We start from the raw sequence: 23230 nt of genomic DNA on the forward strand, positions 1-23230 counted from the left end.
GGCGCGGCTTCGCGCAGTTGCCCACGGGGTTTTCCACAGCACAGCCCACAGGCTGCGGGGATAACGCAACGCCCGCCCGGCGCCGCGCGGGCGCATATCGACATTGCCAATGCATCGTTGGCCTGTGGAGGGTGGGCCGCCATAATCGCGCGGCTATCTCCGCCCCAGGGCGCCCAGGGGCTCGCACTAGGAAGCGCCCCAGGACGCCGGGCCCCGCCCTCCCCTTCACCCGTAAAGGAAGCACATGCGCATCGAGACATTGGCCGTCCACGCCGGCTATTCGCCCGACCCCACCACCAAGTCCGTGGCCGTGCCCATCTACCAGACGGTGGCCTACGCCTTCGACAGCGCCCAGCACGGCGCGGACCTGTTCGACCTGAAGGTGCCCGGCAACATCTACACGCGCATCATGAACCCCACCACCGACGTGCTGGAAAAGCGCGTCGCGGCGCTGGAGGGCGGCATTGCCGCCGTGGCCGTGGCCTCGGGCATGGCGGCCATCACCTACGCCATCCAGGCCATCGCCGAGGCGGGCGACAACATCGTCAGCGCCAGCACGCTCTATGGCGGCACCTACAACCTGTTTGCCCACACCTTTCCCCAGCAGGGCATCGAGGTGCGTTTTGCCGACGCACGCGATCCCGCCAGCTTCGGCCAGCTGATCGACGCGCGCACCAAGGCCATCTTTGTCGAATCGATCGGCAACCCGCTGGGCAACGTGACCGACATCCGCGCCCTCGCCGACGTGGCCCATGCGCATGGCGTGCCGCTGATCGTGGACAACACCGTGCCCAGCCCCTACCTGCTGCGCCCCATCGAGCACGGCGCCGACATCGTGGTGCACGCCCTGACCAAATACCTGGCCGGCCACGGCAACAGCATGGGTGGCGCCATCGTGGACAGCGGCAAGTTCCCTTGGGCTGAGCACAAGGCACGCTTCAAGCGCCTGAACGAGCCCGACGTGAGCTACCACGGCGTGGTCTACACCGAGGCCCTGGGCCCGGCCGCCTATATCGGCCGCGTACGCGTGGTGCCGCTGCGCAACACGGGCGCTGCCATCTCGCCGCACAACGCCTTCCTGATCCTGCAGGGCATCGAGACGCTGGCGCTGCGCATGGACCGCATTTGCGAGAACACGCAGAAGATCGCCGAGGCGCTGCAGGGCCACCCCAAGGTGGAGTGGGTGCGCTACGCGGGCCTGCCGGACCACCCGGACCATGCCCTGGTGCAGCGCCAGATGAAGGGCCGCGCCTCGGGCATCCTGTCGTTCAGCCTGAAGGCCAGCGGCGACCCGCGCGCCGCCGGTGCGCGCTTCCTGGACGCGCTGCAGCTGTTCACGCGCCTGGTGAACATCGGCGACGCCAAGTCGCTGGCCACGCACCCGGCCTCCACCACGCACCGCCAGCTCAATCCCGAAGAACTGGCCCAGGCGGGCGTGACCGAGGGCATGGTGCGCCTGTCCATCGGCATCGAGCATATCGACGACCTGCTGGCCGACCTGCACCAGGCGCTGGACGCGGTTTAAGCGATTTTCGGCTCTAGCGCTTTCCTGGCAAGCGCTAGTAGCTCCTGATTCAGGAGCATACCCACTGCTCAGCGGGCATCGCGTGCCAGCCGCAGGCCCGTGAACTGCCAGCGCGCCGTGGCGGGAAAGAAGTTGCGGTAGCTGGCACGCACATGGCCGGGCGGCGTGGCGCAGGAGCCGCCGCGCAGCACGTACTGGTTCACCATGAACTTGCCGTTGTACTCGCCCACGGCACCGGGCGCGGGCGCGAAGCCGGGGTACGGGGCGTAGCTGGACTGCGTCCATTCCCAGACCTCGCCGCCCATCGGCTGGAAGGGATCGGCGCCGACCGCCGGTGCCGCGGGGCGGGGATGCAGCCGGCTGCCGTCGTCCAAGACATCGGCATCTGCGGGATGGTCCACGCAGCCCGCGGGCCCGGCACAGGCCGCCGCGGCGGCCACCTCCCACTCGGCTTCCGTGGGCAGGCGCGCGCCGGCCCAGCGGGCAAAGGCATCGGCCTCGTAGTAGGACAGGTGCACCACCGGTTGCGCAGGATGCAGCGGGCGCTCGCCTGATAGCGTGAATTCGCTCCACCCGCCTGGCCCGCCACCTTGGCCGCACTCCCCATCACTGCGCCAGTAGATGGGGTACTCCAGCCCTTGAGCACGCCGCCAGTCCCAGCCCTCGGCCAACCAGTGGGCCGGCTCGCGGTAGCCGCCGGCCTGCACGAAAGCCAGGTACTGCGCGTTGGTCACCGGTCGGGTGGCGATCTCGAAGGGTTGCAGGAAGACGGTGTGGCGCGGCGTCTCGTTGTCGAAGGCGAAGCCCTCGCCATCGTGGCCGATCTGCGCCAGGCCGCCTTCCAGGCGCCGCCACGCGGTGTCTTGTGCCGCAATGGCGTCCGCCACCACGGCCGCGGCTGTGCCCTGGTAGGCCGGCCACAGCGGGTTGCACCAGAGCAGGTGCTTGACGTCGGTGAGGATCAGCTCCTGGTGCTGCTGCTCATGCTGCAGGCCCAGTTCCACCAGCGCCAGCACGTCACCCGGAACTTCGGGCTGCGACAGGAGCTGCTGCATGCGCGCATCCACGTCGGCGCGGTAGGCCCGCACAGTGGCCAGGTCGGGCCGCGTGATCAACCCACGCTGCGGGCGCGGGTGCTGCCGCCCCACGCCGTGGTAGTACGAGTTGAACAGCACGCGGAACGCCGGATCGAATGCTCGGAAGCCGCTCTCGTGCGCCTCCAGGACGAAGGTCTCGAAGAACCAGCTCGTGTGCGCCAGGTGCCATTTGACGGGGCTGGCGTCGGGCATGGACTGGGCGCAGCAGTCCTCGGCCGAGAGGGGCCGCGCCAGCGCCTCGGTGGCCGCGCGCACCGCGGCGTAGCGCAGCGCCATCGAGGGCTGCGACTGCTGCGGCGACGACGGCAGCGTGGGAGTCGAGGGTGGCAAGCGCATGTGGTATCCCCTGGCGGCATCACGCCTGGGCATGCACCAAGGCGAACCAGCCGCGATCGTCCGTCCAGGCCTGCGTGCGCGTGAAACCCGCTTCGTGCAGCAACGCGGTGAAATCCGGCAGCGGGTACTTGTAGCTGTTCTCGGTATGGATGCGCTCGTCCGCCGCAAAGTCGCGCCCGCCGCCCGGCCAGCGCACACGCTGCGGCCCCGCGGCCTCCAGGTGCATCTCGATGCGCGAGGCATGGGGGTTGAAGAAGGCGCGGTGGCGCCACTGCGCGGGCACGAAGTCGCTGCCGACCAGGCGGTTCACGTGGGCCAGCGCGTTGCGGTTGAAGGCCGCGGTCACGCCGGCGGCGTCGTCGTACGCGGCCTCCAGCACGGCCACGTCCTTGGGCAGGTCGAAGCCGATCAGCAGGCCGCCATCGTCCAGCGCCAGTTCGCGCATGTGCCGCAGCAGGGCCAGTGCCTGGGGCGGGTCGAAGTTGCCGATGGACGAGCCAGGGTAGAAGACGAGGCGGCGCGCACCGGGAACGTCCGGCGGCAGGTGCACACCCCGGGTGATGTCCGCGCCCACGGCGCGGGCATGCAGGCCCGGCAGTGCCACACGCAGGCGCGCGATGGCATCCCGCAGGTAGTCGGCGGAGATGTCCACCCCCACGAAGTGCGTGGCCCGTACCAGCGCGCAGAGCTCGCGCGCCTTGTCGCAATTGCCCGCCCCGGGCTCGATCACCACACGCTCCGGGCCTACGGCCTGGGCAATGGCGTGCCCGTGGCGCCGCAGCAAGGCACGCTCGGTACGCGTGGGGTAGTACTCGGGCAGGCGGGTGATGGCCTCGAAGAGTTCCGAGCCCCGCTGGTCGTAGAAATACTTGGGTGAGAGCGCCGCCTGCGGCTGCAACAGGCCGGCCAGGATCTCGCCGCGTTCGGCGGCCGAGGCCACACCCGCGGGCGGCTGCGGCGTTGCCAGGCCGAGGTGGTGAAGGACGCCGTCAAGCCGAGCAAGGGGAGAAACTGCAGACATAGCGCTGCAGCGTAGGCCACCTGCCAACGCGCCCCTGCAGTCCAACGACACCTCTTCAGGTAGGACGTACGCGCGATCTGCAGGGCAATCCACAGTGCACCTCTTGTGCCGGATTGCCCGCTGTGGTTGGCTTTTTCGCCGCCCAGCCAATAAAGGATCAAATCAGGCGGAAGCGCTTGCCCACCAAGCGCAAATAGCTCCTTCAATGAGAGCATCAATTTACCGTCCGCCGAGGATAAAAAAAAGGGCCGGCGCATGCGCCGGCCCACCCCACCATGAAGAACGGAACTTGCGTGCTTAGAAGCGGTAGCCCACGCCCACGCCGAACAGCACCGGGTCAACCTTGAAAGTGCCCACGCCGCGCACGTCGGTGTCGATGTACACCTTCTTCACGTCCACGTTCAGGGACCAGTTCTTGTCCAGCGCATAGTCGAAGCCCACTTGCAGGGCACCGCCCCAGCTGTTGCGCTTCACGTCCAGGCCTGCGGGCAGCTTCACGCTGGAAAAGCGCGTGTAGTTGACACCAGCGCCCACGTACGGCTTGAACGCGCCGAAGTTCGTGAAGTGGTACTGCAGCAGCAGCGAGGGCGGCAGGTGCTTGAGCGAGCCGATCTTGTCGCCGTTCAGGCGCACGTCGTGCTTTTGCGGGTAGGTCAGGACCAGTTCGGCAGCGAGGTTGGGCGTGAAGAAGTACGAGACGTCGACTTCAGGAATCCACTTGTCGTTGATGCTCACACCCGCGTCGCCGGCGGCACCGTTGTTGGCGCTGTCCAGATGCACCGCGCGTGCACGCACCAGCCAGGAACCTTCCGCAACCTGCTGCGCGAAGGCAGCGCCGGAGGTCATCGCACACAGAACGGCCAGGGCCAGAAGATTCTTTTTCATGTTGACTCGATACGTTGGGTTGACCGGGGACGACCCCCGTGCACGTATTAAGCCCACGAGTAATATGGTCAATATTGCTACAGATCAAACCCAGAATCTGTGTGTCTATTCGTATGTGTCTATTTCGTCACAAACGGCGGCATATGGCCTCACTCAATGCGTGCCATTGGCAGCCGCCTTGCCGCGCAGCCGCCCCACCAGCGTCCACACCGCCAGCACCACGGCGCCCGCCACCAAGCCCACCACGGCATTGAGCAGGTTGGTCACCAGCACCGACCACAGTCCGCCCAGCGGCCAACCCTGCACCGCCGCGCCCACGCCCTCGACGGCATGGTGCAGCGCCGGCACGCCATGCACCAGGATGCCCCCGCCGACGAGGAACATGGCTGCGGTGCCGACCACCGACAGCGTCTTCATGAGCCAGGGAGCGGCCGCGACGATGCCGCGGCCCAGGGCCTGTGCCGCGTTGCTGGCCTGGCGGCTGAGCCACAGGCCCAGGTCGTCCAGCTTCACGATGCCCGCCACGAGGCCATAGACCCCCACCGTCATCAGGACGGCGATGCCCGCCAGTACCGCCACTTGCTGCGCAAAAGGCGCGCCCGCGACGGCGCCCAGGGTGATGGCGATGATTTCAGCAGAGAGGATGAAGTCGGTACGCACGGCCGCCTTGATCTTGTCCTTCTCCACCCGCGCCAGGTCCACATTGGGATTGGCGTTGGCCTGCGCATGGATCGCGTGTTGCACGGCATCTTCCTCGGGCGTGTGCAAAAGCTTGTGCGCGAGCTTTTCGCAGCCTTCGAAGCACAGGAAGGCCCCGCCCACCATGAGCAGCGGCGTCACGGCACACGGCGCGAACGCGCTGATGAGCAGCGCCGCCGGCACGAGGATGGCCTTGTTCACCAGGGACCCGCGGGCGACGCCCCACACGACGGGGATCTCGCGCTCTGCCCGCACGCCAGTGACCTGCTGGGCATTGAGCGCCAGGTCGTCGCCCAGCACCCCTGCGGTCTTTTGCGCCGCCACCTTGGTCATGACGGACACGTCGTCGGCCATGGCGGCGCTTTTCTTGGCGGCCACCTTGGTCATGAGGGCCACGTCGTCCAGGATGGTGGCGATGTCGTCAAGCAGGGTCAGAAGGCTGGCGCCGGCCATGGGTGAGTTCCTTTCAAGAAGCCGCCATTCTGAATGAAAACACCCCTAACGCATGTGGGACAAGCGCTGACAGCTATTGTTTTTGTAATAGGCGGGCAGGCGTACCATGGCGGCATGCCCTCTCGCACTGCGTCCTCGCGCCCCGTGCGCACCGCCGCCGCGCTGGCCGCGCTGGTGCTGTCCGCCTGCGCCGGCCCGTCGGCGCGCCTGGGCGTGGGCGTGCCGGTGGGGCCGTTCAGCGTGGGCGTCGGCGTGGGTTCGGGCGGCGTATCAGCCGGGGTGGGCACCGGCGTGGGGCCGGTGGGCGTCGGAGTGGGAGTGCACCCAAGCGGCCAGGTGACTGGCGGCGTGGGCGTGGGCGTCTCGGTTCCCATGGGCGGCGCACACGTCGGAGCCGGCGTGGGCTCATCCACCGTGCTGCACGATCCGTACCGGCCGCCGCAGCCACCCGCGCCGGCGGCGCCGTCTTCCGACGGCCCGCCGATGCAGTGGCGCGATGCGCACGGGCGCATCGTGCCCGAGTGCCAGGTGCGCGGCGGCTGCTAGCCGCGCGCCGCGGCGCCAATCACACCCGCGTCACCCCACCCACTTTCGCGCGTTGCGCCACACGCGCATCCAGGGGCTGAACGCGTCCTTGCCCCCCGTGGCGGCCAGATCGGTCCAGCTCATCTGGATGTTGCGGAACACACGCTCGGGGTGCGGCATCATGGCCGTGAAGCGGCCATCCGCCGTGGTCACGGCCGTGAGCCCGCCGGCGCTGCCATTGGGGTTGAACGGGTAGCGCTCGGTCGGCTGGCCATGGTTGTCCACGAAGCGCATGGCACGCACCACCTTGTCGGCATTGCCACGGTACTGGAAGTTGGCATAGCCCTCGCCGTGCGCGACGGCGATCGGCAGGCGGCTGCCGGCCATGCCCTGAAGGAAGATGCTGGGCGATTCCAGCACTTCGACCATCGACAGGCGCGCCTCGAAGCGGTGGCTCTGGTTGGTGGTGAAGCGCGGCCAGTCCTGCGCGCCAGGGATGATGTCAGCCAGTTCGGCAAACATCTGGCAGCCGTTGCACACGCCCAGGGCGAAGGTGTCGCCACGCGCGAAGAACTGCTGGAACTGGGCCGACAGGCGCTCGTTGAACGTGATGGAGCGCGCCCAGCCGATGCCCGCGCCCAGCGTGTCGCCGTAGCTGAAGCCGCCGCAGGCCACCACGCCAGCAAACTGCGCCAGGTCGGCACGGCCGGTCTGCAGGTCGGTCATGTGCACGTCGAACGCCTCGAAGCCCGCCTCGGTGAAGGTGTAGGCCATTTCCACGTGCGAATTCACGCCCTGCTCGCGCAGCACCGCCACACGCGGGCGCGCGCCAGTGGCGATGTACGGCGCGGCCACGTTGTCCAATGGGTCGAACGTGAGCTGCACGTGCATGCCGGGGTCTGCGGGATCGCCGGCCGCGGCGTGCTCACTGTCAGCGCAGGCGGGGTTGTCGCGCTGCTGGCAGATCTTCCAGCTCACCGCGTCCCACACCTGGTGCAGGTCCGGCAGGCTGGCGCTGAACACGGCCTTGGCATCGCGCCACACCTGCAACTCGCCCTTGCCCGCATCGATGGGCGAGGACAGCGGGCGCGTCTTGCCCACGAAGTGGCTGCAAGTGGACAGTCCGTGCGCGCGCAGCGTCTGCATGACCTCGTTGCGCTCGCTGGTCCTCACCTGCAGCACCACGCCCAGTTCCTCGTTGAACAGCGCGCGCAGCGTGCGCTCCTCGCGCCGGCCGCTGATCTGGGCGCCCCAGTTCTTGCCCTCGCCGCTGTCCATGCGGCTGTCGGTGATGCCGTCGCCCTCGGTGATGAGCATGTCCACGTTCAGCGCCACGCCCACCTGACCGGCAAAGGCCATCTCGGCCACGGTAGCCAGCAGGCCGCCGTCGCCCCGGTCGTGGTAGGCCAGGATCGCACCTTTAGCCCGCAGCGCGTTCACGGCATCCACCAGGGCGATCAGATCCTTGGCGTCGTCCAGGTCGGGCGTCTCGTCGCCGGTCTGGTTCAGCACCTGCCCGAGGATGGAGCCGCCCATGCGCATCTTGCCGCGGCCCAGGTCGATCAGCACGAGGGTCGTGTCCTCTTCCTTGGCGTCGAGCTGCGGCGTGAGCGTGCCGCGCACGTCGGCCAGCGTGGCGAACGCGGTGATGATGAGGCTGACGGGCGAGGTGACCTTCTTGGTCTCGCCGCCCTCGCTCCACTGGGTGCGCATGGACAGGCTGTCCTTGCCCACGGGGATGGAGATGCCCAGCTGCGGGCACAGCTCCATGCCCACGGCCTTCACGGTCTCGTACAGCGCGGCGTCTTCTCCGGGCTCGCCGCAGGCCGCCATCCAGTTGGCCGACAGCTTCACGCGCGGCAGTTCGATGGGTGCCGCCAACAGGTTGGTGATGCTCTCCGCCACCGCCATGCGGCCCGACGCGGGCGCATTGAGCGCCGCCAGCGGCGTGCGTTCGCCCATGGCCATGGCCTCGCCGGCAAAGCCACGGAAGTCGGCCAGCGTCACGGCCGCGTCGGCCACGGGCACCTGCCAGGGGCCCACCATCTGGTCGCGGTGGGTCAGGCCGCCCACGGCGCGGTCGCCGATGGTGATGAGAAAGCGCTTGGACGCCACCGTGGGGTGGGCCAGCACCTCGATCACAGCCTTCTCCAGCGGCAGGCCGTCCACGTTCAGCGGCGCGAAGCTGCGCTGCACGCTGGTCACGTCGCGGTGCATCTTGGGCGGCTTGCCCAGCAGCACATCCATGGGCATGTCCACGGGGTACTTCTGCTCGCCGGATGCGACGGCCGTGTCTTCCAGCACGAGTTGGCGCTCCTCGGTGGCCGTGCCGATGACGGCGAAGGGGCAGCGCTCGCGCTCGCAGAAGGCCGTGAACTGCGCCAGCGACTCGGGCGCGATGGCCAGTACATAGCGCTCCTGGCTCTCGTTGGACCAGATTTCCTTGGGCGCCAGGCCGGACTCCTCCAGCGGCACGGCGCGCAGGTCGAAGCGCGCGCCGCGGCCCGCGTCATTCGTCAGCTCGGGGAAGGCGTTCGACAGGCCGCCCGCGCCCACGTCATGGATGGCCAGGATGGGGTTATCCGCCCCCTGCGCCCAGCAGTGGTTGATGACCTCCTGCGCGCGGCGCTCGATCTCGGGGTTGCCGCGCTGCACGGAGTCGAAGTCCAGCTCCGCCGCGTTGGTGCCCGTGGCCATGGAGCTGGCGGCGCCGCCGCCCATGCCGATGCGCATGCCGGGGCCGCCCAGCTGGATCAGCAGCGTGCCGGCGGGGAACAGGATTTTTTGGGTGAGCCGCGCGTCGATCGTGCCCAGGCCGCCCGCGATCATGATGGGCTTGTGGTAGCCGCGGATGATGGCGCCCTCGCCCGTTCCGACCACCTGCTCGTATTCGCGGAAGTAGCCCGTCAGGTTGGGCCGGCCGAACTCGTTGTTGAACGCGGCGCCGCCCAGCGGCCCCTCGGTCATGATCTGCAGTGGGCTGGCGATGTGCTCGGGCTTGCCCACCTCGCTGCCCCAGAGCTTGGACACGGTGAAGCCCGTCAGGCCCGCCTTGGGCTTGGAGCCGCGGCCGGTAGCGCCCTCGTCGCGGATCTCGCCCCCCGCACCGGTGGCGGCACCGGGGAACGGCGAGATGGCCGTCGGGTGGTTGTGCGTTTCCACCTTCATCAGAACATGGTGGGTTGCACTACGCTTTTGATAGCTTGGAGCGCTTACCTGTTGGGCGAAAGACTCGAATTTGGCGATGAATTGCTCGACCTCACTGCCTTCCATGATGGAGGCGTTGTCGGCATAGGCCACCACGGTATGCTGGGGCGACACGGCTTCGGTGTTGCGGATCATGCCGAACAGGCTCTTGTCCTGCGCCACGCCGTCGATGGTGAACTGGGCGTTGAAGATCTTGTGGCGGCAGTGCTCGCTGTTGGCCTGGGCGAACATCATCAACTCCACGTCGGTGGGGTTGCGCGCCAGGCCTGTGAAGGCGTTGACCAGGTAGTCGATCTCGTCGTCGGCCAGGGCCAGGCCCCAAGCCTTGTTCGCAGCCTCCAGCGCCGCACGCCCGCCCTGCAGCACATCCACGAAGGCCATGGGCTCGGCCTGCAGCTCGGTGAACAGGCGCTGCGCCTCGTCCAGCGTGGTGACCACCGATTCCGTCATGCGGTCGTGCAAGAGCGCCGCAACCTGCTGCAGCTGCTCGGTGCTCAACTCGGGCTTGCCACCCAGCAGGCCGCCCTTGAGGCTGATGCGGTATTCGGTGATGCGCTCGATGCGGCGCACCGCCAGGCCGCAGTTGTGGGCGATGTCCGTGGCCTTGGACGCCCAGGGCGACACCGTGCCCAGGCGCGGAGTGACATACAGCACCATGCCGTCCCGCGGGCCGGCGTATGGGTCGCCGTAGGTCAGCAGCGCGGCCAGGCGCTCGCGCGCGGCGGCATCGGGTGCGGCGTCGCCGGCCACCAGGTGCACGAAGCGCGCCGCAATGCCGTCGATCTTGGGATGAATGGCCGCCAGGGCGGGTTGCAGTTGCTGGGCGCGGAAGGTGCTGAGGGCATTGCCGCCCTCCAGCGGGGTGATGTGCAAGGTCACGGTAGCGGCCTGTGTGGTGGCAGAAAGAGGCGTTTCGCCCGCTGGTTGAGGCAGCCGCTGAATGGGGCCGCCGCGCCGGCAGCGCGTGTTGGTGAGAGCCCGCTATTTTAGCCGGCGGCACCCGCCCTTGCCCGCCCCGCGCCCACAGGGGGCAAAGGCCGATGGGATAATTTGCGCCATGAGCATCACCATCAAAGACGCGCAGGGCATCGCCGGCATGCGCGAGGCCTGCCGCCTGGCGTCCGAAGTGCTGGACTACATTGCCCCACACATCAAGCCCGGCATCACCACCGCAGAGATCGACCGCCTGGGCGCGGAATGCATGGCCGCCCAGGGCACCGTGTCCGCCACCATCGGCTACCAGCCTCCGGGCTACCCGCCCTACCCCGGCCACCTGTGCACCTCGGTCAACCATGTGGTCTGCCACGGCATTCCCAACGACAAGCCGCTCAAGAAGGGCGACATCGTCAATGTGGACGTCACCGTGATCACCAAGGACGGTTGGTATGGCGACAACAGCCGCATGTACCTCATCGGCGAATGCTCCATTGCCGCCAAGCGGCTGTCGCAGCTCACGTTCGAATCCATGTGGCTGGGCATCCAGCAGGTCAAGCCGGGCGCGCGCCTGGGCGACATCGGCCACGCCATCCAGAAGTTCGCCGAGGGCCACGGCCTGTCGGTGGTGCGCGAGTTTTGCGGCCACGGCATCGGCCAGAAATTCCATGAGGACCCGCAGGTGCTGCACTATGGCCGCCCCGGCACGGGCGAGGAGCTGGTGCCCGGCATGACGTTCACCATCGAGCCCATGCTCAACCTGGGCAAGCGCGACATCAAGGAGCTGGGCAAGGACGGCTGGACCATCATCACCAAAGACCACAGTCTGTCGGCGCAGTGGGAACACACCGTGCTCGTGACCGAGACCGGCTACGACGTGCTGACCCTCTCCGCCGGCTCCCCCGCGCTGCCGGCCTTCGTCACCGCCACCACGACCTGAGCCAGGCCGCCGCGCCCAGAGCGCCGCAAGGCATGCACGGTTCTTGCTAAATGTCCTCCATGCCTTCCATCCCCCCCTGCCCCCCGCCACTGCACCGGATCTCGCGCAGCTGCATGCGCTGCGCGACGCCTACCGCCAGGACAAGGCCGCCCTGCTGGCGACCCTGCGCGCGCCCGGAGCGTCCACGCGCGGCGTGCGCAGCCTGCTGCATCGCCTCTCGTCGCTGACCGACGGCCTGCTGTGCCGGCTGTGGGACCGCGCGCAGTTGCCTGAAGGCATGGCGCTGGTCGCCGTGGGGGGCTACGGACGCGCACAGCTGTTCCCTTATTCCGACGTGGACGTGCTGCTGCTGCTGCCGGACGGCATGAGCGTGGCCGCGGGCCATGCAGGTGCGGCGCCCTGCACACCGATCGAGACCTTCATCGGCAGCTGCTGGGACGCGGGGCTGGAGGTTGGGTCCAGCGTGCGCAGCGTGGCCGAATGCCTGAGCGAGGCCGCCGCCGATGTGACGGTGCAGACATCGCTGCTGGAAGCGCGCCTGCTGTGCGGCAACGCCGCGCTGTTCGATGCGTTCCGCCAGCGCTACGACGCGCAGATGGACCCGCGCGCCTTTCTGGTCGCCAAGACGCTGGAGATGCGCCAGCGCCATACGAAGTACGAAAACACCCCCTACGCGCTGGAGCCCAACTGCAAGGAGTCGCCCGGCGGCCTGCGCGACCTGCAGCTCATCCAGTGGGTGGCGCGCGCCGCGGGCCTGGGGCGCAATTGGCGCGAGCTGGCGGCCAGTGGCCTGGCCACACCGTTCGAGGTGCAGCAGATCGAGCGCAACGAGGCGTTGCTGTTCCTGATCCGCGCACGCCTGCATGCGCTGGCCGGCCGGCGCGAAGACCGCCTGGTGTTCGATCTGCAGACCGCCGTGGCCGAGACCTTCGGCTACCGCTCCACCGCACCGGACGGCCAGCGCCTGGCGATGCGTGCCAGCGAGACGCTGATGCGCCGCTACTACTGGGCCGCCAAGGCCGTGTCGCAGCTGTGCCAGATCCTGCTGCTGGGCATCGAGGAGCGACTGAACCCCTCCACGCATGAACTGCGTCCGATCAACCCGCGCTTCTTCGAGAAGGCCGGCATGATCGAAGTGGCCAGCGACGACCTGTACGAAAGAGAACCCCACGCCGTCCTGGAAACCTTCCTGCTCTACGAGACCACCGTAGGGCTCAAGGATCTGTCGGCACGCACGCTGCGAGCGCTCTACAACGCGCGTGGCGTAATGGACAGTGAATTCCGGCGCGACCCCGCGAACCGCGCGCTGTTCATGCAGATCCTGCAGCAGCCCGCAGGCATCACGCACGCCATGCGGCTCATGAACCAGACCTCCGTGCTGGGCCGCTACCTGTGGCCCTTCCGGCGCATCGTGGGGCAGATGCAGCACGACTTGTTCCATGTCTACACGGTGGACCAGCACATCCTGATGGTGCTGCGCAACGTGCGGCGCTTTTTCATGGCAGAGCACGCACATGAATACCCGTCGTGTTCACAGCTCGCCGCAGGCTGGGACAAACCGTGGATTCTCTACATCGCTGCGCTGTTCCACGACATCGGCAAGGGGCGCGGCGGCGACCATTCACAGATCGGCGCGCAGGAAGTGCGGCGCTTTTGCCGCCAGCACGCGGCGCACGGCATCACGCGCGAGGACGCGCGGCTCATTGAATTCCTCGTGGCCGAGCACCTCACCATGAGCCAGGTGGCGCAAAAGCAGGATCTGTCCGACCCCGACGTGATCGCCGCCTTCGCTCGCCGCGTGGGCAACGAGCGCTACCTCACCGCCCTGTACCTGCTCACCGTGGCCGACATCCGCGGCACCAGCCCCAAGGTGTGGAACGCCTGGAAGGGCAAGCTGCTGGAAGACCTGTACCACGCGACGCTGCGCACCCTGGGCGGGCGCGCACCCGACGCCGCCGCCGAGATCGAGGCGCGCAAACGCGAGGCGCTGGTGCTGCTGGCATTGGCCTCTCAGCCCCACGAGGCGCACAAGAAGCTGTGGGATACGCTGGACGTGAGCTATTTCATGCGCCACGAGGCGGCGGACATCGCCTGGCACACCCGCCACCTCTCGCGCCACGTGGGCGCCGGCAAGCCGGTGGTGCGCGCACGCCAGTCGCTGGCGGGTGAAGGCCTGCAGGTGCTGGTGTATGCGCCCGACCGAAGCGACCTGTTCATGCGCATCTGCGGCTACTTCGACCGTGCGGGCTTTTCCATCCTGGATGCGCGCGTGCACACCGCCAACAACGGCCATGCGCTGGACACCTTCCAGGTCGTTGCCTCCAGCCAGCCAGGCGCCTACCGCGAGCTCATTCACATGGTCGAGAACGACCTGCTGCGCGCCATCGAAGACCCGCGGCCCCTGCCCGAGCCTACGCGCAAGCGCGTGTCGCGTCGCGTCAAGAGCTTCCCCATCGCGCCGCGCGTCACGCTGCGCCCTGACGAAAAGGCCCAGCGCTGGCTCATCAGCATTTCCGCCAGCGACCGTGCCGGCCTGCTGTACCTGGTGGCGCGTGTACTCTCGCGCCACGGCCTCAGCGTGCAGTTGGCCAAGGTGAGCACGCTGGGCGAACGGGTGGAGGACGTGTTCCTGGTGCAGGGCCCGGAGATGCAGAACAACGCGCGACAGATCCAGATCGAGACCGAGCTACTGCAGGCGCTGGCCGATCAATGACTATGATTTCGATAGCTGCTTGCGCTTTCCACAAGGGCGCTACAGCCTGATTGAGCGCTCAATCGTCTTCTACCGCACCAATCTCCGGAAACAACACCTCCGTGTAACCGAACTGCGTGAAATCGCGCACGCGCATTGGGTAGAGCTTGCCGATCAGGTGGTCGCACTCGTGCTGCACTACCCGCGCGTGGAAACCTTCCGCCACACGGTCGATGGGCGCGCCCAGCAGGTCGACGCCGCGGTAGTGGATGCGCGCAAAGCGCGGCACCTTGCCGCGCAGGCCCGGCACGGACAGGCAGCCTTCCCAGTCGTCCTCCTCTTCGGCGCCCAGCGGCGTGATCACGGGATTGATGAGCACCGTGGGCGGCACGATGGGGCGGTCGGGGTAGCGCGGGTTGCGCTCGCCGGAGCCGAAGATCACCACCTGCCAATCCTCCCCGATCTGCGGTGCTGCCAGGCCCGCACCGTTCACGGCCTGCATCGTCTCGCGCATGTCGTTCACCAGTTGGTGCAGCGCGGGCGTATCGAATGCGGTAACGGGTTGGGCGACCCGCAACAGTCGCGGGTCGCCCATCTTCAGGATGGTGCGGATGGTCATGGTGGGTCTGCGGGCTGCAGCCGCCAAGCGCAGGGCATGGCGAAAGGCATGGCGGCGTCCCTGCCTTGGAGCATAACGCCCGGCAACACCTGCACAATGGCGGGCATGTCCCCGCCGCCCGAGCCACTGCCGCCCGTCCCTGAGCAAGCGCCCCTGCCAGCGCTGGCGCGCTGGCTCTTGCTGGTGTTTGCCGCACTCTGCCTGGCGCTGGGGGTGATCGGCATCGTCGTGCCGGGCCTGCCCAGTACGGTGTTCATCCTCATGGCGGGCTGGGCGGCCGCGCGCAGTTCGCCGCGCCTGTACCGCTGGCTGTGGTTCCACCCGCTGTTCGGCTCCATGCTGCGCAACTGGGCCAACGGCGGGCGCGTGAGCCGCCATGCGAAGTGGAGCGCCACCTTCCTGATGGCCCTGTGCGCGCTGGTGCTGTGGGTGGTGCATATCCCGCGCTGGGCGTCCATCAGCGCGGTGGTCAGCATGGCCTGCGTACTGGTGTGGCTGTGGCTTCGCCCTGAGCCGCAGCGCTGACATTGCCCTTCGCATCCCTTGCACAGCACAGCGTCAAGGCAGCACTTTTTTATGTATATAATCTAAGTCTTGTTCCTCGATAGCTCAGTCGGTAGAGCGACGGACTGTTAATCCGCAGGTCCCTGGTTCGAGCCCAGGTCGAGGAGCCAAATTCCAAGCCTTGCAATTGCACAAGGCCTGCCAAAAACAAACACCGATCATTCCTCAATAGCTCAGTCGGTAGAGCGCCGGACTGTTAATCCGTAGGTCCCTGGTTCGAGCCCAGGTTGAGGAGCCATTCAAGGCCATTCCAGCATCTGTTGGGATGGCCTTTTTGCTGGGCGCTGACCTTGCGCTAGGGCAAAAAAAACCCGCCGACCAGCGGCGGGCCCAGTCACGCACCCGTGGTTGCCGGGGCGCTTACATGTGGTCGATCATCACCTGCCCGAAGCCCGAGCAGCTCACCTGCGTGGCCCCGTCCATGAGGCGCGCAAAGTCATAGGTCACCTTCTTGCTCTGGATGGCCTTCTCCATGGAACTGATGATCAGGTCGGCCGCCTCGGTCCAGCCCATGTGGCGCAGCATCATCTCGGCCGAGAGGATCTCGGAGCCCGGGTTGACATAGTCCTTTCCCGCGTACTTGGGGGCCGTGCCATGGGTGGCCTCGAACATCGCCACGCTGTCGGACAGGTTGGCACCCGGGGCGATGCCGATGCCGCCCACCTGCGCCGCCAATGCGTCGGAGATGTAGTCGCCATTCAGGTTCAGCGTGGCGATCACGCTGTACTCGGCCGGGCGCAGCAGGATCTGCTGCAGGAAGGCGTCGGCGATGCTGTCCTTGATGGTGATGTCCTTGCCGGTGCGGGGATTCTTGATGCGCATCCACGGGCCGCCGTCGATCAGCTGCGCGCCAAATTCCTGGGCTGCCAGTTCATAGCCCCAGTCACGGAAGCCCCCTTCGGTGAACTTCATGATGTTGCCCTTGTGCACCAGGGTCACGCTGGGCCGGTCGTTGTCGATGGCGTACTGGATGGCCTTGCGCACCAGGCGCTGCGTGCCCTCGCGCGACACCGGCTTGACCCCGATGCCCGACGTTTCAGGAAAGCGGATCTTCTTGACGCCGAACTCCTCCTGCAAGAACTTGATGAGCTTCTTGGCCTTGTCCGACTCGGCCTCGAACTCGATGCCGGCATAGATGTCCTCGGAGTTCTCGCGGAAGATGACCATGTTGGTCTTCTCGGGCTCACGCACCGGCGAAGGCACGCCCTTGAAGTAGCGCACCGGGCGCAGGCAGACGTACAGGTCCAGCTCCTGGCGCAGCGCCACGTTCAGCGAACGGATGCCGCCGCCCACGGGCGTGGTGAGCGGCCCCTTGATGGAAACCACGTAGTCGCGCACGGCATACAGCGTCTCTTCGGGCAGCCACACGTCGGGGCCATAGACCTTGGTGGCCTTCTCGCCGGCATACACCTCCATCCAGTGGATCTTGCGCTGCCCGCCATAAGACTTTGCCACAGCCGCATCCACCACCTTGAGCATCACGGGCGTGATGTCCATGCCCGTGCCGTCGCCCTCGATGAACGGGATGATGGGCTGGTGGGGCACGTTCAGCGACATGTCGGCGTTGACGGTGATCTTCTGGCCCTGGGGCGGAATCTGGATGTGCTGGTAGCTGGTCATGAAGAAGGTCTCCTGTAGGTGCGTGCGCAAGGCGGCCGGTTGCTCGCGCCGGAATGGGGCCCAAAGATTCTAGGGCAAGGCTGCAGGGTGGCCCGCCCCGCAGCGCATGTCGGCCCGGCATGGTGACCCGCGAAGGGTCGCTGTCAACGCGCGCTCCGGGAAGCCGTTGAGACAGGGCGTGCAACAGGCTCCGCGGCCGACGCACGCATCCGTGCCATGCGGCCTGGCCGCCTGGCGTATACCGGTATACCGACCCTTCCAAGGAATTGGCACATATGAAAAAACACCTCGCTATCCTGGCCGGCGGTCTGCTCGCAACGGGGGCCTTCGCGCAAGCGACCCCTGCCACGCCCGCAGTTCCCGCCACCCCGGCCGTTGTGGCCGCCCCCGACACGGCCGCTCCTGCGGCCGCCGCACCGGCTCCGGCCGCCGCCACCAAACCCGCCAAGCTGCGCAACCACCACGCCAAGGCGCCCGCCAAGCACAAGAGCGCCAAGGTCGCCAAGAAGACCGCCAAGCGAAGCAAGACGGCCGCCTGATCGCCGCGGCCACTGCTGAACAGCCCGCTTCGGCGGGCTTTTTGTTGCCTGCTACGCTCCGGGGTTCCGCATTGCCCCTGCCAACCCATGTCTTCCATGCCCATGTTTTCGCTCACCGCACCTGCCATGCCCATCGCGCGCGTGCTGCGCAGCTTTCTGTCTCCCCTGCTGCCATACGGCGTGGCCTTAGGCCTGTGCGCAGCCGCGGCGGCGCAGGGTGTTCCGCAAATGAACCTGCCGCGCGTGGAGTTGCAGGCCGGCATGCACCGCATCGACGCCCAGGTCGCCACCGCGCCGCAGGAGCGCCAAGTCGGCCTGATGCACCGCCGCGACATGCCCATGCACGAGGGCATGCTGTTCGTCTTCGAGCAGCCGGCCACGCAATGCTTCTGGATGCGCAATACGCCGCTGCCGCTCACCGCGGCCTTCGTGGCCGACGACGGCACCATCGTGAACCTGGTGGACATGCAGCCGCTGTCCGAAGAATCGCACTGCTCCAAGCGGCCGGTGCGCTTCGTGCTGGAGATGAACCAGGGCTGGTTCGCCAAGCGCGGGCTGAAGGCGGGCAGCAGGCTCAGCGGAAGACCGTTTGCGCAGCGGTAGCGCGCTATTTATTCAGGAGCTGGCAGCGCTTTCCCCGCAAGGATTTCATGAAATATTTACCTTGAAACCATTGCGTATCAAGCGCGAACAGCTTCATTTTTCATAGCAACCCTGTCCGCGATTGCGAGGGTCCACCCCACCCAAAGGCCGGACAAAAAGAAACCGGCCTCCCCTTGCGGGAAGGCCGGTCACGGCCGGGTGCCAACGGCCGGGATGACACCCAGCCGGTGCTCCGTCAGGCGAGCGCTGCGATGGCCGCGTTGAACGTGGCGCTGGGGCGCATCACGGCGTCCAGCTTGGACACATCGGGCAGGTAGTAGCCACCGATGTCGGCGGGCTTGCCCTGCACCACACGCAGTTCCTCGACGATCTTGGCCTCGTTATCGGCCAGGGTCTTGGCCAACGGAGCGAACTTGGCGGCCAGCGCGGCGTCCTCGGACTGCGCGGCCAGGGCCTGGGCCCAGTACAGCGACAGATAGAACTGGCTGCCGCGGTTGTCGATCTCGCCCACCTTGCGCGAGGGCGACTTGTTCTCGTCCAGCAGCTTGCCGGTGGCCTGGTCCAGCGTCTTGGCCAGCAGCTTGGCGCGGGGGTTGTTTTCCTTCAGGCCCAGGTCTTCCAGCGACACGGCCAGCGCCAGGAATTCCCCCAGCGAGTCCCAGCGCAGGTAGTTCTCTTCGACCAGCTGCTGCACGTGCTTGGGAGCGGAGCCGCCCGCGCCCGTCTCGTACATGCCGCCGCCGGCCATCAGGGGCACGATGGACAGCATCTTGGCGGAGGTGCCCAGTTCCATGATCGGGAACAGGTCGGTCAGGTAGTCGCGCAGGATGTTGCCGGTCACCGAGATGGTGTCCAGGCCACGCGCCACGCGCTCCAGCGTGAAGCGCATTGCACGCACCTGGCTCATGATCTGGATGTTCAGGCCGGTAGTGTCGTGGTCCTTCAGGTACTTCTCGACCTTCTTGATCAGCTCGTTCTCGTGCGGGCGATAGGGGTCCAGCCAGAACACGGCGGGCATGCCGGAGTTGCGCGCGCGGGTCACGGCCAGCTTCACCCAGTCGCGGATCGGAGCGTCCTTGACCTGGCACATACGCCAGATGTCGCCGGTTTCCACGTTCTGCGACAGCAGCACTTCACCCGTGGCGATGTCCACGATGTTGGCCACGCCGTCTTCGGCGATCTCGAAGGTCTTGTCGTGCGAGCCGTATTCCTCGGCCTTCTGCGCCATCAGGCCCACGTTGGGCACGGTGCCCATGGTGCGGGGGTCGAAGTTGCCGTGCCACTTGCAGAAGTTGATCATCTCCTGGTAGATACGGGCGAAGGTCGACTCGGGCATCACGGCCTTGCAGTCGTAAGGCTTGCCGTCGGCGCCCCACATCTTGCCGCCCTGGCGGATCATGGCGGGCATGGAGGCGTCCACGATGATGTCGTTGGGCGAGTGGAAGTTGGTGATGCCCTTGGCGGAGTCCACCATGGCCAGCGCCGGACGGTGCTCCTGGCAGGCGTGCAGGTCGCGGATGATCTCTTCACGCTTGGAAGCCGGCAGCGTCTCGATCTTCTCGTACAACGTGGCCATGCCGTTGTTGACGTTGATGCCCAGCTCGTCAAACAGCGCGCCGTGCTTCTCGAAGGCTTCCTTGTAGTAGATCTTCACGCAGTGACCGAACACGATCGGGTGCGAGACCTTCATCATCGTGGCCTTCACGTGCAGCGAGAACAGGATGCCGGCTTCCTTGCAGTCGGCCAGTTCCTTCTCGTAGAAGGCGCACAGGGCCTTCTTGCTCATGAACATGGAATCGATGATCTCGCCGTCCTTGAGCGCGACCTTTTCCTTCAGCACCACGGTCTTGCCGGACTTCGTCTCCAGCACCATCTTTACGTCGCGGGCCTTGTCCAGGGTCATCGACTTTTCGCCGTGGTAGAAGTCGCCCTCGTGCATGTGGGACACATGCGTCTGGGACCACTGCTTCCACTCGCCCATGGAGTGCGGGTGCTTCTTGGCGTAGTTCTTCACCGCGGCAGGCGCGCGGCGGTCGGAGTTGCCCTCGCGCAGCACCGGGTTCACGGACGAGCCCAGGCATTTGCCATAGCGGGCCTTGATGGCCTTTTCCTCTTCGGTGGTGGGGTTCTCGGGGTAGTCGGGCAGGTTGTAGCCCTTGCCTTGCAGTTCCTTGATGGCGGCGATCAACTGCGCCACGGACGCGCTGATGTTGGGCAGCTTGATGATGTTGACGTCGGGCTCGAGCGTCTTCTTGCCCAGTTCAGCCAGCGTATTGGGTACGCGCTGCTCGGGCGTCAAGAAGTCGGGGAACTCACCCAGGACGCGCGCCGCCACGGAGATGTCGCTCTCGGCCACTTCGATACCGGCCACCGACGCGAAGCTGCGCACGATGGGCAGGAAGGAGGCCGTGGCCAGGCGGGGAGCCTCGTCGGTCAGGGTATAGATGATGGTGGGTTTCTGGGTGCTCATCTCGTCTCTCAGGTAAACAAAACAGAGGTCTTGCGCCGCCGATCCGCGGCCTCGCGCGCAGTCATCCGATGTGACAGCCCGGATTGTGCGCGAGTCGTTGCGCGGAAATCGTGTAATTTGCAATCGAATATCGCATTGCAAAAAATTGACAGAGGAACTGGCACTTTTTTTTGCAAGTCTTCTACAAGACTGTCGTCCCGCTGCCAAATTACCCAGTGAGGCCGTACCCAGTGAGGCCGTACCCAGTGAGGCCGCCACCCGGCCCGTCAAGCCAGACAAAAAAACGGCCCGCAGATTCCTCTGCGGGCCGTTTGTCTTTGGGTCGCTCAACGCCGCAGGGCGCGGCGTTCGCTTTCGGCTCAGGCGAAGTTGGCTTCGGCGAACTTCCAGTTCACCAGCTTGTCCAGGAAGGTCTCGACGAACTTGGGACGCAGGTTGCGGTAGTCGATGTAATAGGCGTGTTCCCATACGTCCACCGTCAGCAGCGCCTTGTCGGCCGTGGTCAGCGGCGTGCCGGCGGCGCCGGTGTTCACGATGTCCACCGTACCGTCGGCCTTCTTGACCAGCCAGGTCCAGCCGGAGCCGAAGTTGCCCACGGCGCTCTTCACGAACGCTTCCTTGAACGCGGCGTAGCTGCCCCACTTGGCATGGATCGCCTGGGCCAGCGCGCCGCTGGGCTCGCCACCGCCGTTGGGGGCCATGCAGTTCCAGAAGAAGGTGTGGTTCCAGATCTGCGCGGCGTTGTTGTAGATACCGCCGGACGACTTCTTGACGATCTCCTCCAGCGTCATGTTCTCGAACTCGGTGCCCTTTTGCAGGTTGTTCAGATTCACCACGTAGGCGTTGTGGTGCTTGCCGTGGTGGTATTCCAGCGTTTCCTGGCTGTAGTGCGGGGCCAGGGCATCAATCGCGTAAGGCAGCGGAGGCAGGGTATGTTCCATGGTCAAGTCCTTCGTGGGTTGGGATGGGGGAGATCGCGGCCACCAGGGCGCGGCGAAGCAACGGGCATTGTAGGAAAGTAATAGCACTCGCCGCTGTAGGCGGGCGGCGACTCCTGCCCTCTGGTACGGGATTGACCCGCGCCGCGTTCACAGCAAGCGGCGCTGCGATACCGTCAGGTCCAGTTCACCCTCGGCCAACTGGGCATGCACGGCGTCGCCCAGGCGCACCTGGGCGGGGCGCGTCACGGGTTGCCCCTGCGCATCGGTCAGCAAGGCATAGCCGCGCTGCAGCACCAGGCGCGGATCCAGCAGTTGCAGCCGCAGCGCCGCGCGCTCCAGGCGCTCTCTGCGCTGCACCAGGCTGCGCTGCACGATTTGAGGAAAATGACTCTGCAGCGCTTGCCCCGCATGCGCAAGCCGCTGCGTTTTCAATAGCAATCCGTGGCGCAGGCGCTGTTCCAGACCGCTCAGCCGCAGTTGCTGCCGCCCCACGAAACCCGAGGGCCGGCCCAGCCGCTGCGCCGCCTGGTCCAGCCGTTGGTGCCGCAGGTCCACCTGGCGCTGTACGCCGTCGGCCAACCGTTGCGCCAGCAGGTCGAGTGCCCCCTGCCACACGGCACGCGGCTGTGCCACCAACTCGGCGGCGGCCGTGGGCGTGGGCGCGCGCAGGTCGGCGCAGAAGTCGGCGATGGTGAAGTCGGTCTCATGCCCCACACCGCTGACCAGCGGCACCGGGCTCTGCACGATGGCGCGGGCCACGCGCTCGTCATTGAACGCCCACAGGTCTTCGATGGAGCCCCCGCCGCGCACCAGCAGGATCACGTCGATGGCTGGCGGCGCCCCGGCATTCAGAGTCAAATCACCGTCCAGCGCCCGCCCCTCCTGCGCAAGCAGATACATTTTTGATAGCGCTTCGGCAATCGATGCCGGCGCCTGCGCCCCCTGCACGAGGGCCGGCACCAGCACCACGGGAATGTGCGGCACGCGCCGGCGCAGTGCCGTCACCACGTCATGCAGTGCTGCAGCGCCCGGCGACGTGACCACGCCGATGCCACGCGGCATGGCCGGCAGCGCGCGCTTGCGCGCCGCGTCGAACAGGCCTTCGGCCTCCAGTTGCGCCTTGAGGCGCATGAACTGCTCGAAGAGCGCCCCCTGCCCCGCGCGCTGCAGGCTGTCGACGATGAGTTGCAGGTCGCCGCGTGCCTCGTACACGCCCAGCCGGCCGCGCACTTCGACCAGTTCGCCGTCGCGCGGGGTGAAATCCAGCACGCCCGCCGCACGGCGGAACATGGCGCAGCGGATCTGACCATTCCCATCCTTCAGCGTGAAGTAGCAGTGCCCGCTGGACGCGCGCGAGAAGCCCGTGATCTCCCCGCGCACCGCGACAGGATTGAACCGCGCCTCCAGCGCATCAGCAATGGCGCGGCATAACGCGCCAACCTCCCAGATTCGCGGCGCCACGCCTGTATCTGCATGCTCAAACACAGGCCGCTCCACGCTTGTAGGCGCACCGGGCCGGTGCACTAGTCCACAGATCCGGGCATCCGGCGCCACGGCGGAG

17 protein-coding genes and 2 tRNA genes are annotated in these 23230 nt (G+C 66.9%); 9 read left to right on the plus strand and 10 right to left on the minus strand.

Annotation, left to right across the window (positions count from 1 at the left end; all coding sequences use genetic code 11):
* Positions 1-244 precede the first annotated feature (244 nt).
* On the plus strand, positions 245-1525 hold the full coding sequence (locus tag BA022_RS06335; protein ID WP_088886928.1) for an O-acetylhomoserine aminocarboxypropyltransferase/cysteine synthase family protein: 1281 nt from the start codon (positions 245-247) through the stop codon (positions 1523-1525).
* A gap of 68 nt (positions 1526-1593) precedes the next feature.
* Here BA022_RS06335 and egtB read toward each other — a convergent pair whose 3' ends face one another.
* From egtB to BA022_RS06355, 4 genes are all read right to left on the minus strand, one after another.
* Complete coding sequence (egtB, locus tag BA022_RS06340; protein WP_088886929.1) at positions 1594-2958, minus strand: ergothioneine biosynthesis protein EgtB; 1365 nt, start codon at positions 2956-2958, stop codon at positions 1594-1596.
* A 19-nt stretch (positions 2959-2977) separates the two neighbouring features.
* A complete protein-coding gene (egtD, locus tag BA022_RS06345) occupies positions 2978-3979 on the minus strand; it encodes an L-histidine N(alpha)-methyltransferase (protein ID WP_088886930.1) in 1002 nt (333 codons plus the stop codon).
* A 297-nt stretch (positions 3980-4276) separates the two neighbouring features.
* Positions 4277-4864, minus strand: coding sequence for an OmpW/AlkL family protein (locus tag BA022_RS06350; protein ID WP_011805496.1), 588 nt, complete (start codon positions 4862-4864; stop codon positions 4277-4279).
* 153 nt (positions 4865-5017) lie between these two features.
* Positions 5018-6016, minus strand: coding sequence for a DUF808 domain-containing protein (locus BA022_RS06355; protein ID WP_088886931.1), 999 nt, complete (start codon positions 6014-6016; stop codon positions 5018-5020).
* Positions 6017-6130: 114 nt separating this feature from the next.
* Here BA022_RS06355 and BA022_RS06360 point away from each other — a divergent pair, with 114 nt between their 5' ends.
* Positions 6131-6562 (plus strand): hypothetical protein, encoded by a 432-nt coding sequence (locus tag BA022_RS06360; RefSeq protein ID WP_088886932.1) that lies wholly within the window; start codon positions 6131-6133, stop codon positions 6560-6562.
* A 30-nt stretch (positions 6563-6592) separates the two neighbouring features.
* Here the strand turns inward: BA022_RS06360 and purL are convergent, their stop codons facing one another.
* Complete coding sequence (gene purL / locus BA022_RS06365) at positions 6593-10627, minus strand: phosphoribosylformylglycinamidine synthase (protein WP_088886933.1); 4035 nt, start codon at positions 10625-10627, stop codon at positions 6593-6595.
* A gap of 178 nt (positions 10628-10805) precedes the next feature.
* Here purL and map point away from each other — a divergent pair, with 178 nt between their 5' ends.
* Positions 10806-11621, plus strand: a complete 816-nt coding sequence (map, locus tag BA022_RS06370; RefSeq protein ID WP_011805500.1) for a type I methionyl aminopeptidase — start codon at positions 10806-10808, stop codon at positions 11619-11621.
* Between the two features lie 43 nt (positions 11622-11664).
* On the plus strand, positions 11665-14334 hold the full coding sequence (locus BA022_RS06375) for a [protein-PII] uridylyltransferase (RefSeq protein WP_148665135.1): 2670 nt from the start codon (positions 11665-11667) through the stop codon (positions 14332-14334).
* 58 nt (positions 14335-14392) lie between these two features.
* Here BA022_RS06375 and def read toward each other — a convergent pair whose 3' ends face one another.
* Positions 14393-14932, minus strand: coding sequence for a peptide deformylase (def, locus tag BA022_RS06380; RefSeq protein ID WP_088886934.1), 540 nt, complete (start codon positions 14930-14932; stop codon positions 14393-14395).
* Between the two features lie 105 nt (positions 14933-15037).
* On the opposite strand from def, the gene BA022_RS06385 reads away from it, so the two are divergent.
* From BA022_RS06385 to BA022_RS06395, 3 genes are all read left to right on the plus strand, one after another.
* On the plus strand, positions 15038-15457 hold the full coding sequence (locus BA022_RS06385) for a YbaN family protein (protein WP_015913141.1): 420 nt from the start codon (positions 15038-15040) through the stop codon (positions 15455-15457).
* 73 nt (positions 15458-15530) lie between these two features.
* Positions 15531-15606, plus strand: a tRNA-Asn gene (locus BA022_RS06390).
* A 52-nt stretch (positions 15607-15658) separates the two neighbouring features.
* Positions 15659-15734, plus strand: a tRNA-Asn gene (locus BA022_RS06395).
* Positions 15735-15856: 122 nt separating this feature from the next.
* Here the strand turns inward: BA022_RS06395 and icd are convergent.
* Complete coding sequence (icd, locus tag BA022_RS06400) at positions 15857-17116, minus strand: NADP-dependent isocitrate dehydrogenase (protein WP_088888531.1); 1260 nt, start codon at positions 17114-17116, stop codon at positions 15857-15859.
* Positions 17117-17391: 275 nt separating this feature from the next.
* Between icd and BA022_RS06405 the strand changes: the two genes are divergently transcribed.
* Together BA022_RS06405 and BA022_RS06410 are read left to right on the plus strand one after the other, a co-directional pair.
* The gene (locus BA022_RS06405; RefSeq protein WP_088886935.1) at positions 17392-17655 is read left to right on the plus strand and encodes a hypothetical protein; all 264 of its coding nucleotides are present in this window, start codon (positions 17392-17394) and stop codon (positions 17653-17655) included.
* A gap of 96 nt (positions 17656-17751) precedes the next feature.
* Positions 17752-18258 carry a DUF192 domain-containing protein gene (locus BA022_RS06410; RefSeq protein ID WP_187306063.1) on the plus strand — a complete coding sequence of 169 codons (507 nt, stop codon included), beginning with the start codon at positions 17752-17754 and terminating at the stop codon, positions 18256-18258.
* A 235-nt stretch (positions 18259-18493) separates the two neighbouring features.
* Here BA022_RS06410 and BA022_RS06415 read toward each other — a convergent pair whose 3' ends face one another.
* The 3 genes from BA022_RS06415 to xseA form a co-directional block, all read right to left on the minus strand.
* Positions 18494-20728, minus strand: a complete 2235-nt coding sequence (locus tag BA022_RS06415; RefSeq protein WP_088886936.1) for an NADP-dependent isocitrate dehydrogenase — start codon at positions 20726-20728, stop codon at positions 18494-18496.
* 359 nt (positions 20729-21087) lie between these two features.
* On the minus strand, positions 21088-21669 hold the full coding sequence (locus BA022_RS19460) for a superoxide dismutase (protein WP_135147742.1): 582 nt from the start codon (positions 21667-21669) through the stop codon (positions 21088-21090).
* 147 nt (positions 21670-21816) lie between these two features.
* Positions 21817-23154 (minus strand): exodeoxyribonuclease VII large subunit, encoded by a 1338-nt coding sequence (xseA, locus tag BA022_RS19465; protein ID WP_228403730.1) that lies wholly within the window; start codon positions 23152-23154, stop codon positions 21817-21819.
* Positions 23155-23230 lie beyond the last annotated feature (76 nt).

Source organism: Diaphorobacter nitroreducens (assembly GCF_002214645.1).
In the GTDB taxonomy this organism is placed as follows: domain Bacteria; phylum Pseudomonadota; class Gammaproteobacteria; order Burkholderiales; family Burkholderiaceae_C; genus Diaphorobacter; species Diaphorobacter nitroreducens.

What these genes read in the sequence shown, in the direction of transcription:
- BA022_RS06335 (WP_088886928.1), top strand. Translation starts at nt 245, where the DNA reads ATGCGCATCGAGACATTGGCCGTCCACGCCGGCTATTCGCCCGACCCC.
- egtB (WP_088886929.1), bottom strand. Translation starts at nt 2,958, where the DNA reads ATGCGCTTGCCACCCTCGACTCCCACGCTGCCGTCGTCGCCGCAGCAG.
- egtD (WP_088886930.1), bottom strand. Translation starts at nt 3,979, where the DNA reads ATGTCTGCAGTTTCTCCCCTTGCTCGGCTTGACGGCGTCCTTCACCAC.
- BA022_RS06350 (WP_011805496.1), bottom strand. Translation starts at nt 4,864, where the DNA reads ATGAAAAAGAATCTTCTGGCCCTGGCCGTTCTGTGTGCGATGACCTCC.
- BA022_RS06355 (WP_088886931.1), bottom strand. Translation starts at nt 6,016, where the DNA reads ATGGCCGGCGCCAGCCTTCTGACCCTGCTTGACGACATCGCCACCATC.
- BA022_RS06360 (WP_088886932.1), top strand. Translation starts at nt 6,131, where the DNA reads ATGCCCTCTCGCACTGCGTCCTCGCGCCCCGTGCGCACCGCCGCCGCG.
- map (WP_011805500.1), top strand. Translation starts at nt 10,806, where the DNA reads ATGAGCATCACCATCAAAGACGCGCAGGGCATCGCCGGCATGCGCGAG.
- def (WP_088886934.1), bottom strand. Translation starts at nt 14,932, where the DNA reads ATGACCATCCGCACCATCCTGAAGATGGGCGACCCGCGACTGTTGCGG.
- BA022_RS06385 (WP_015913141.1), top strand. Translation starts at nt 15,038, where the DNA reads ATGTCCCCGCCGCCCGAGCCACTGCCGCCCGTCCCTGAGCAAGCGCCC.
- icd (WP_088888531.1), bottom strand. Translation starts at nt 17,116, where the DNA reads ATGACCAGCTACCAGCACATCCAGATTCCGCCCCAGGGCCAGAAGATC.
- BA022_RS06405 (WP_088886935.1), top strand. Translation starts at nt 17,392, where the DNA reads ATGAAAAAACACCTCGCTATCCTGGCCGGCGGTCTGCTCGCAACGGGG.
- BA022_RS06410 (WP_187306063.1), top strand. Translation starts at nt 17,752, where the DNA reads ATGCCCATGTTTTCGCTCACCGCACCTGCCATGCCCATCGCGCGCGTG.
- BA022_RS06415 (WP_088886936.1), bottom strand. Translation starts at nt 20,728, where the DNA reads ATGAGCACCCAGAAACCCACCATCATCTATACCCTGACCGACGAGGCT.
- BA022_RS19460 (WP_135147742.1), bottom strand. Translation starts at nt 21,669, where the DNA reads ATGGAACATACCCTGCCTCCGCTGCCTTACGCGATTGATGCCCTGGCC.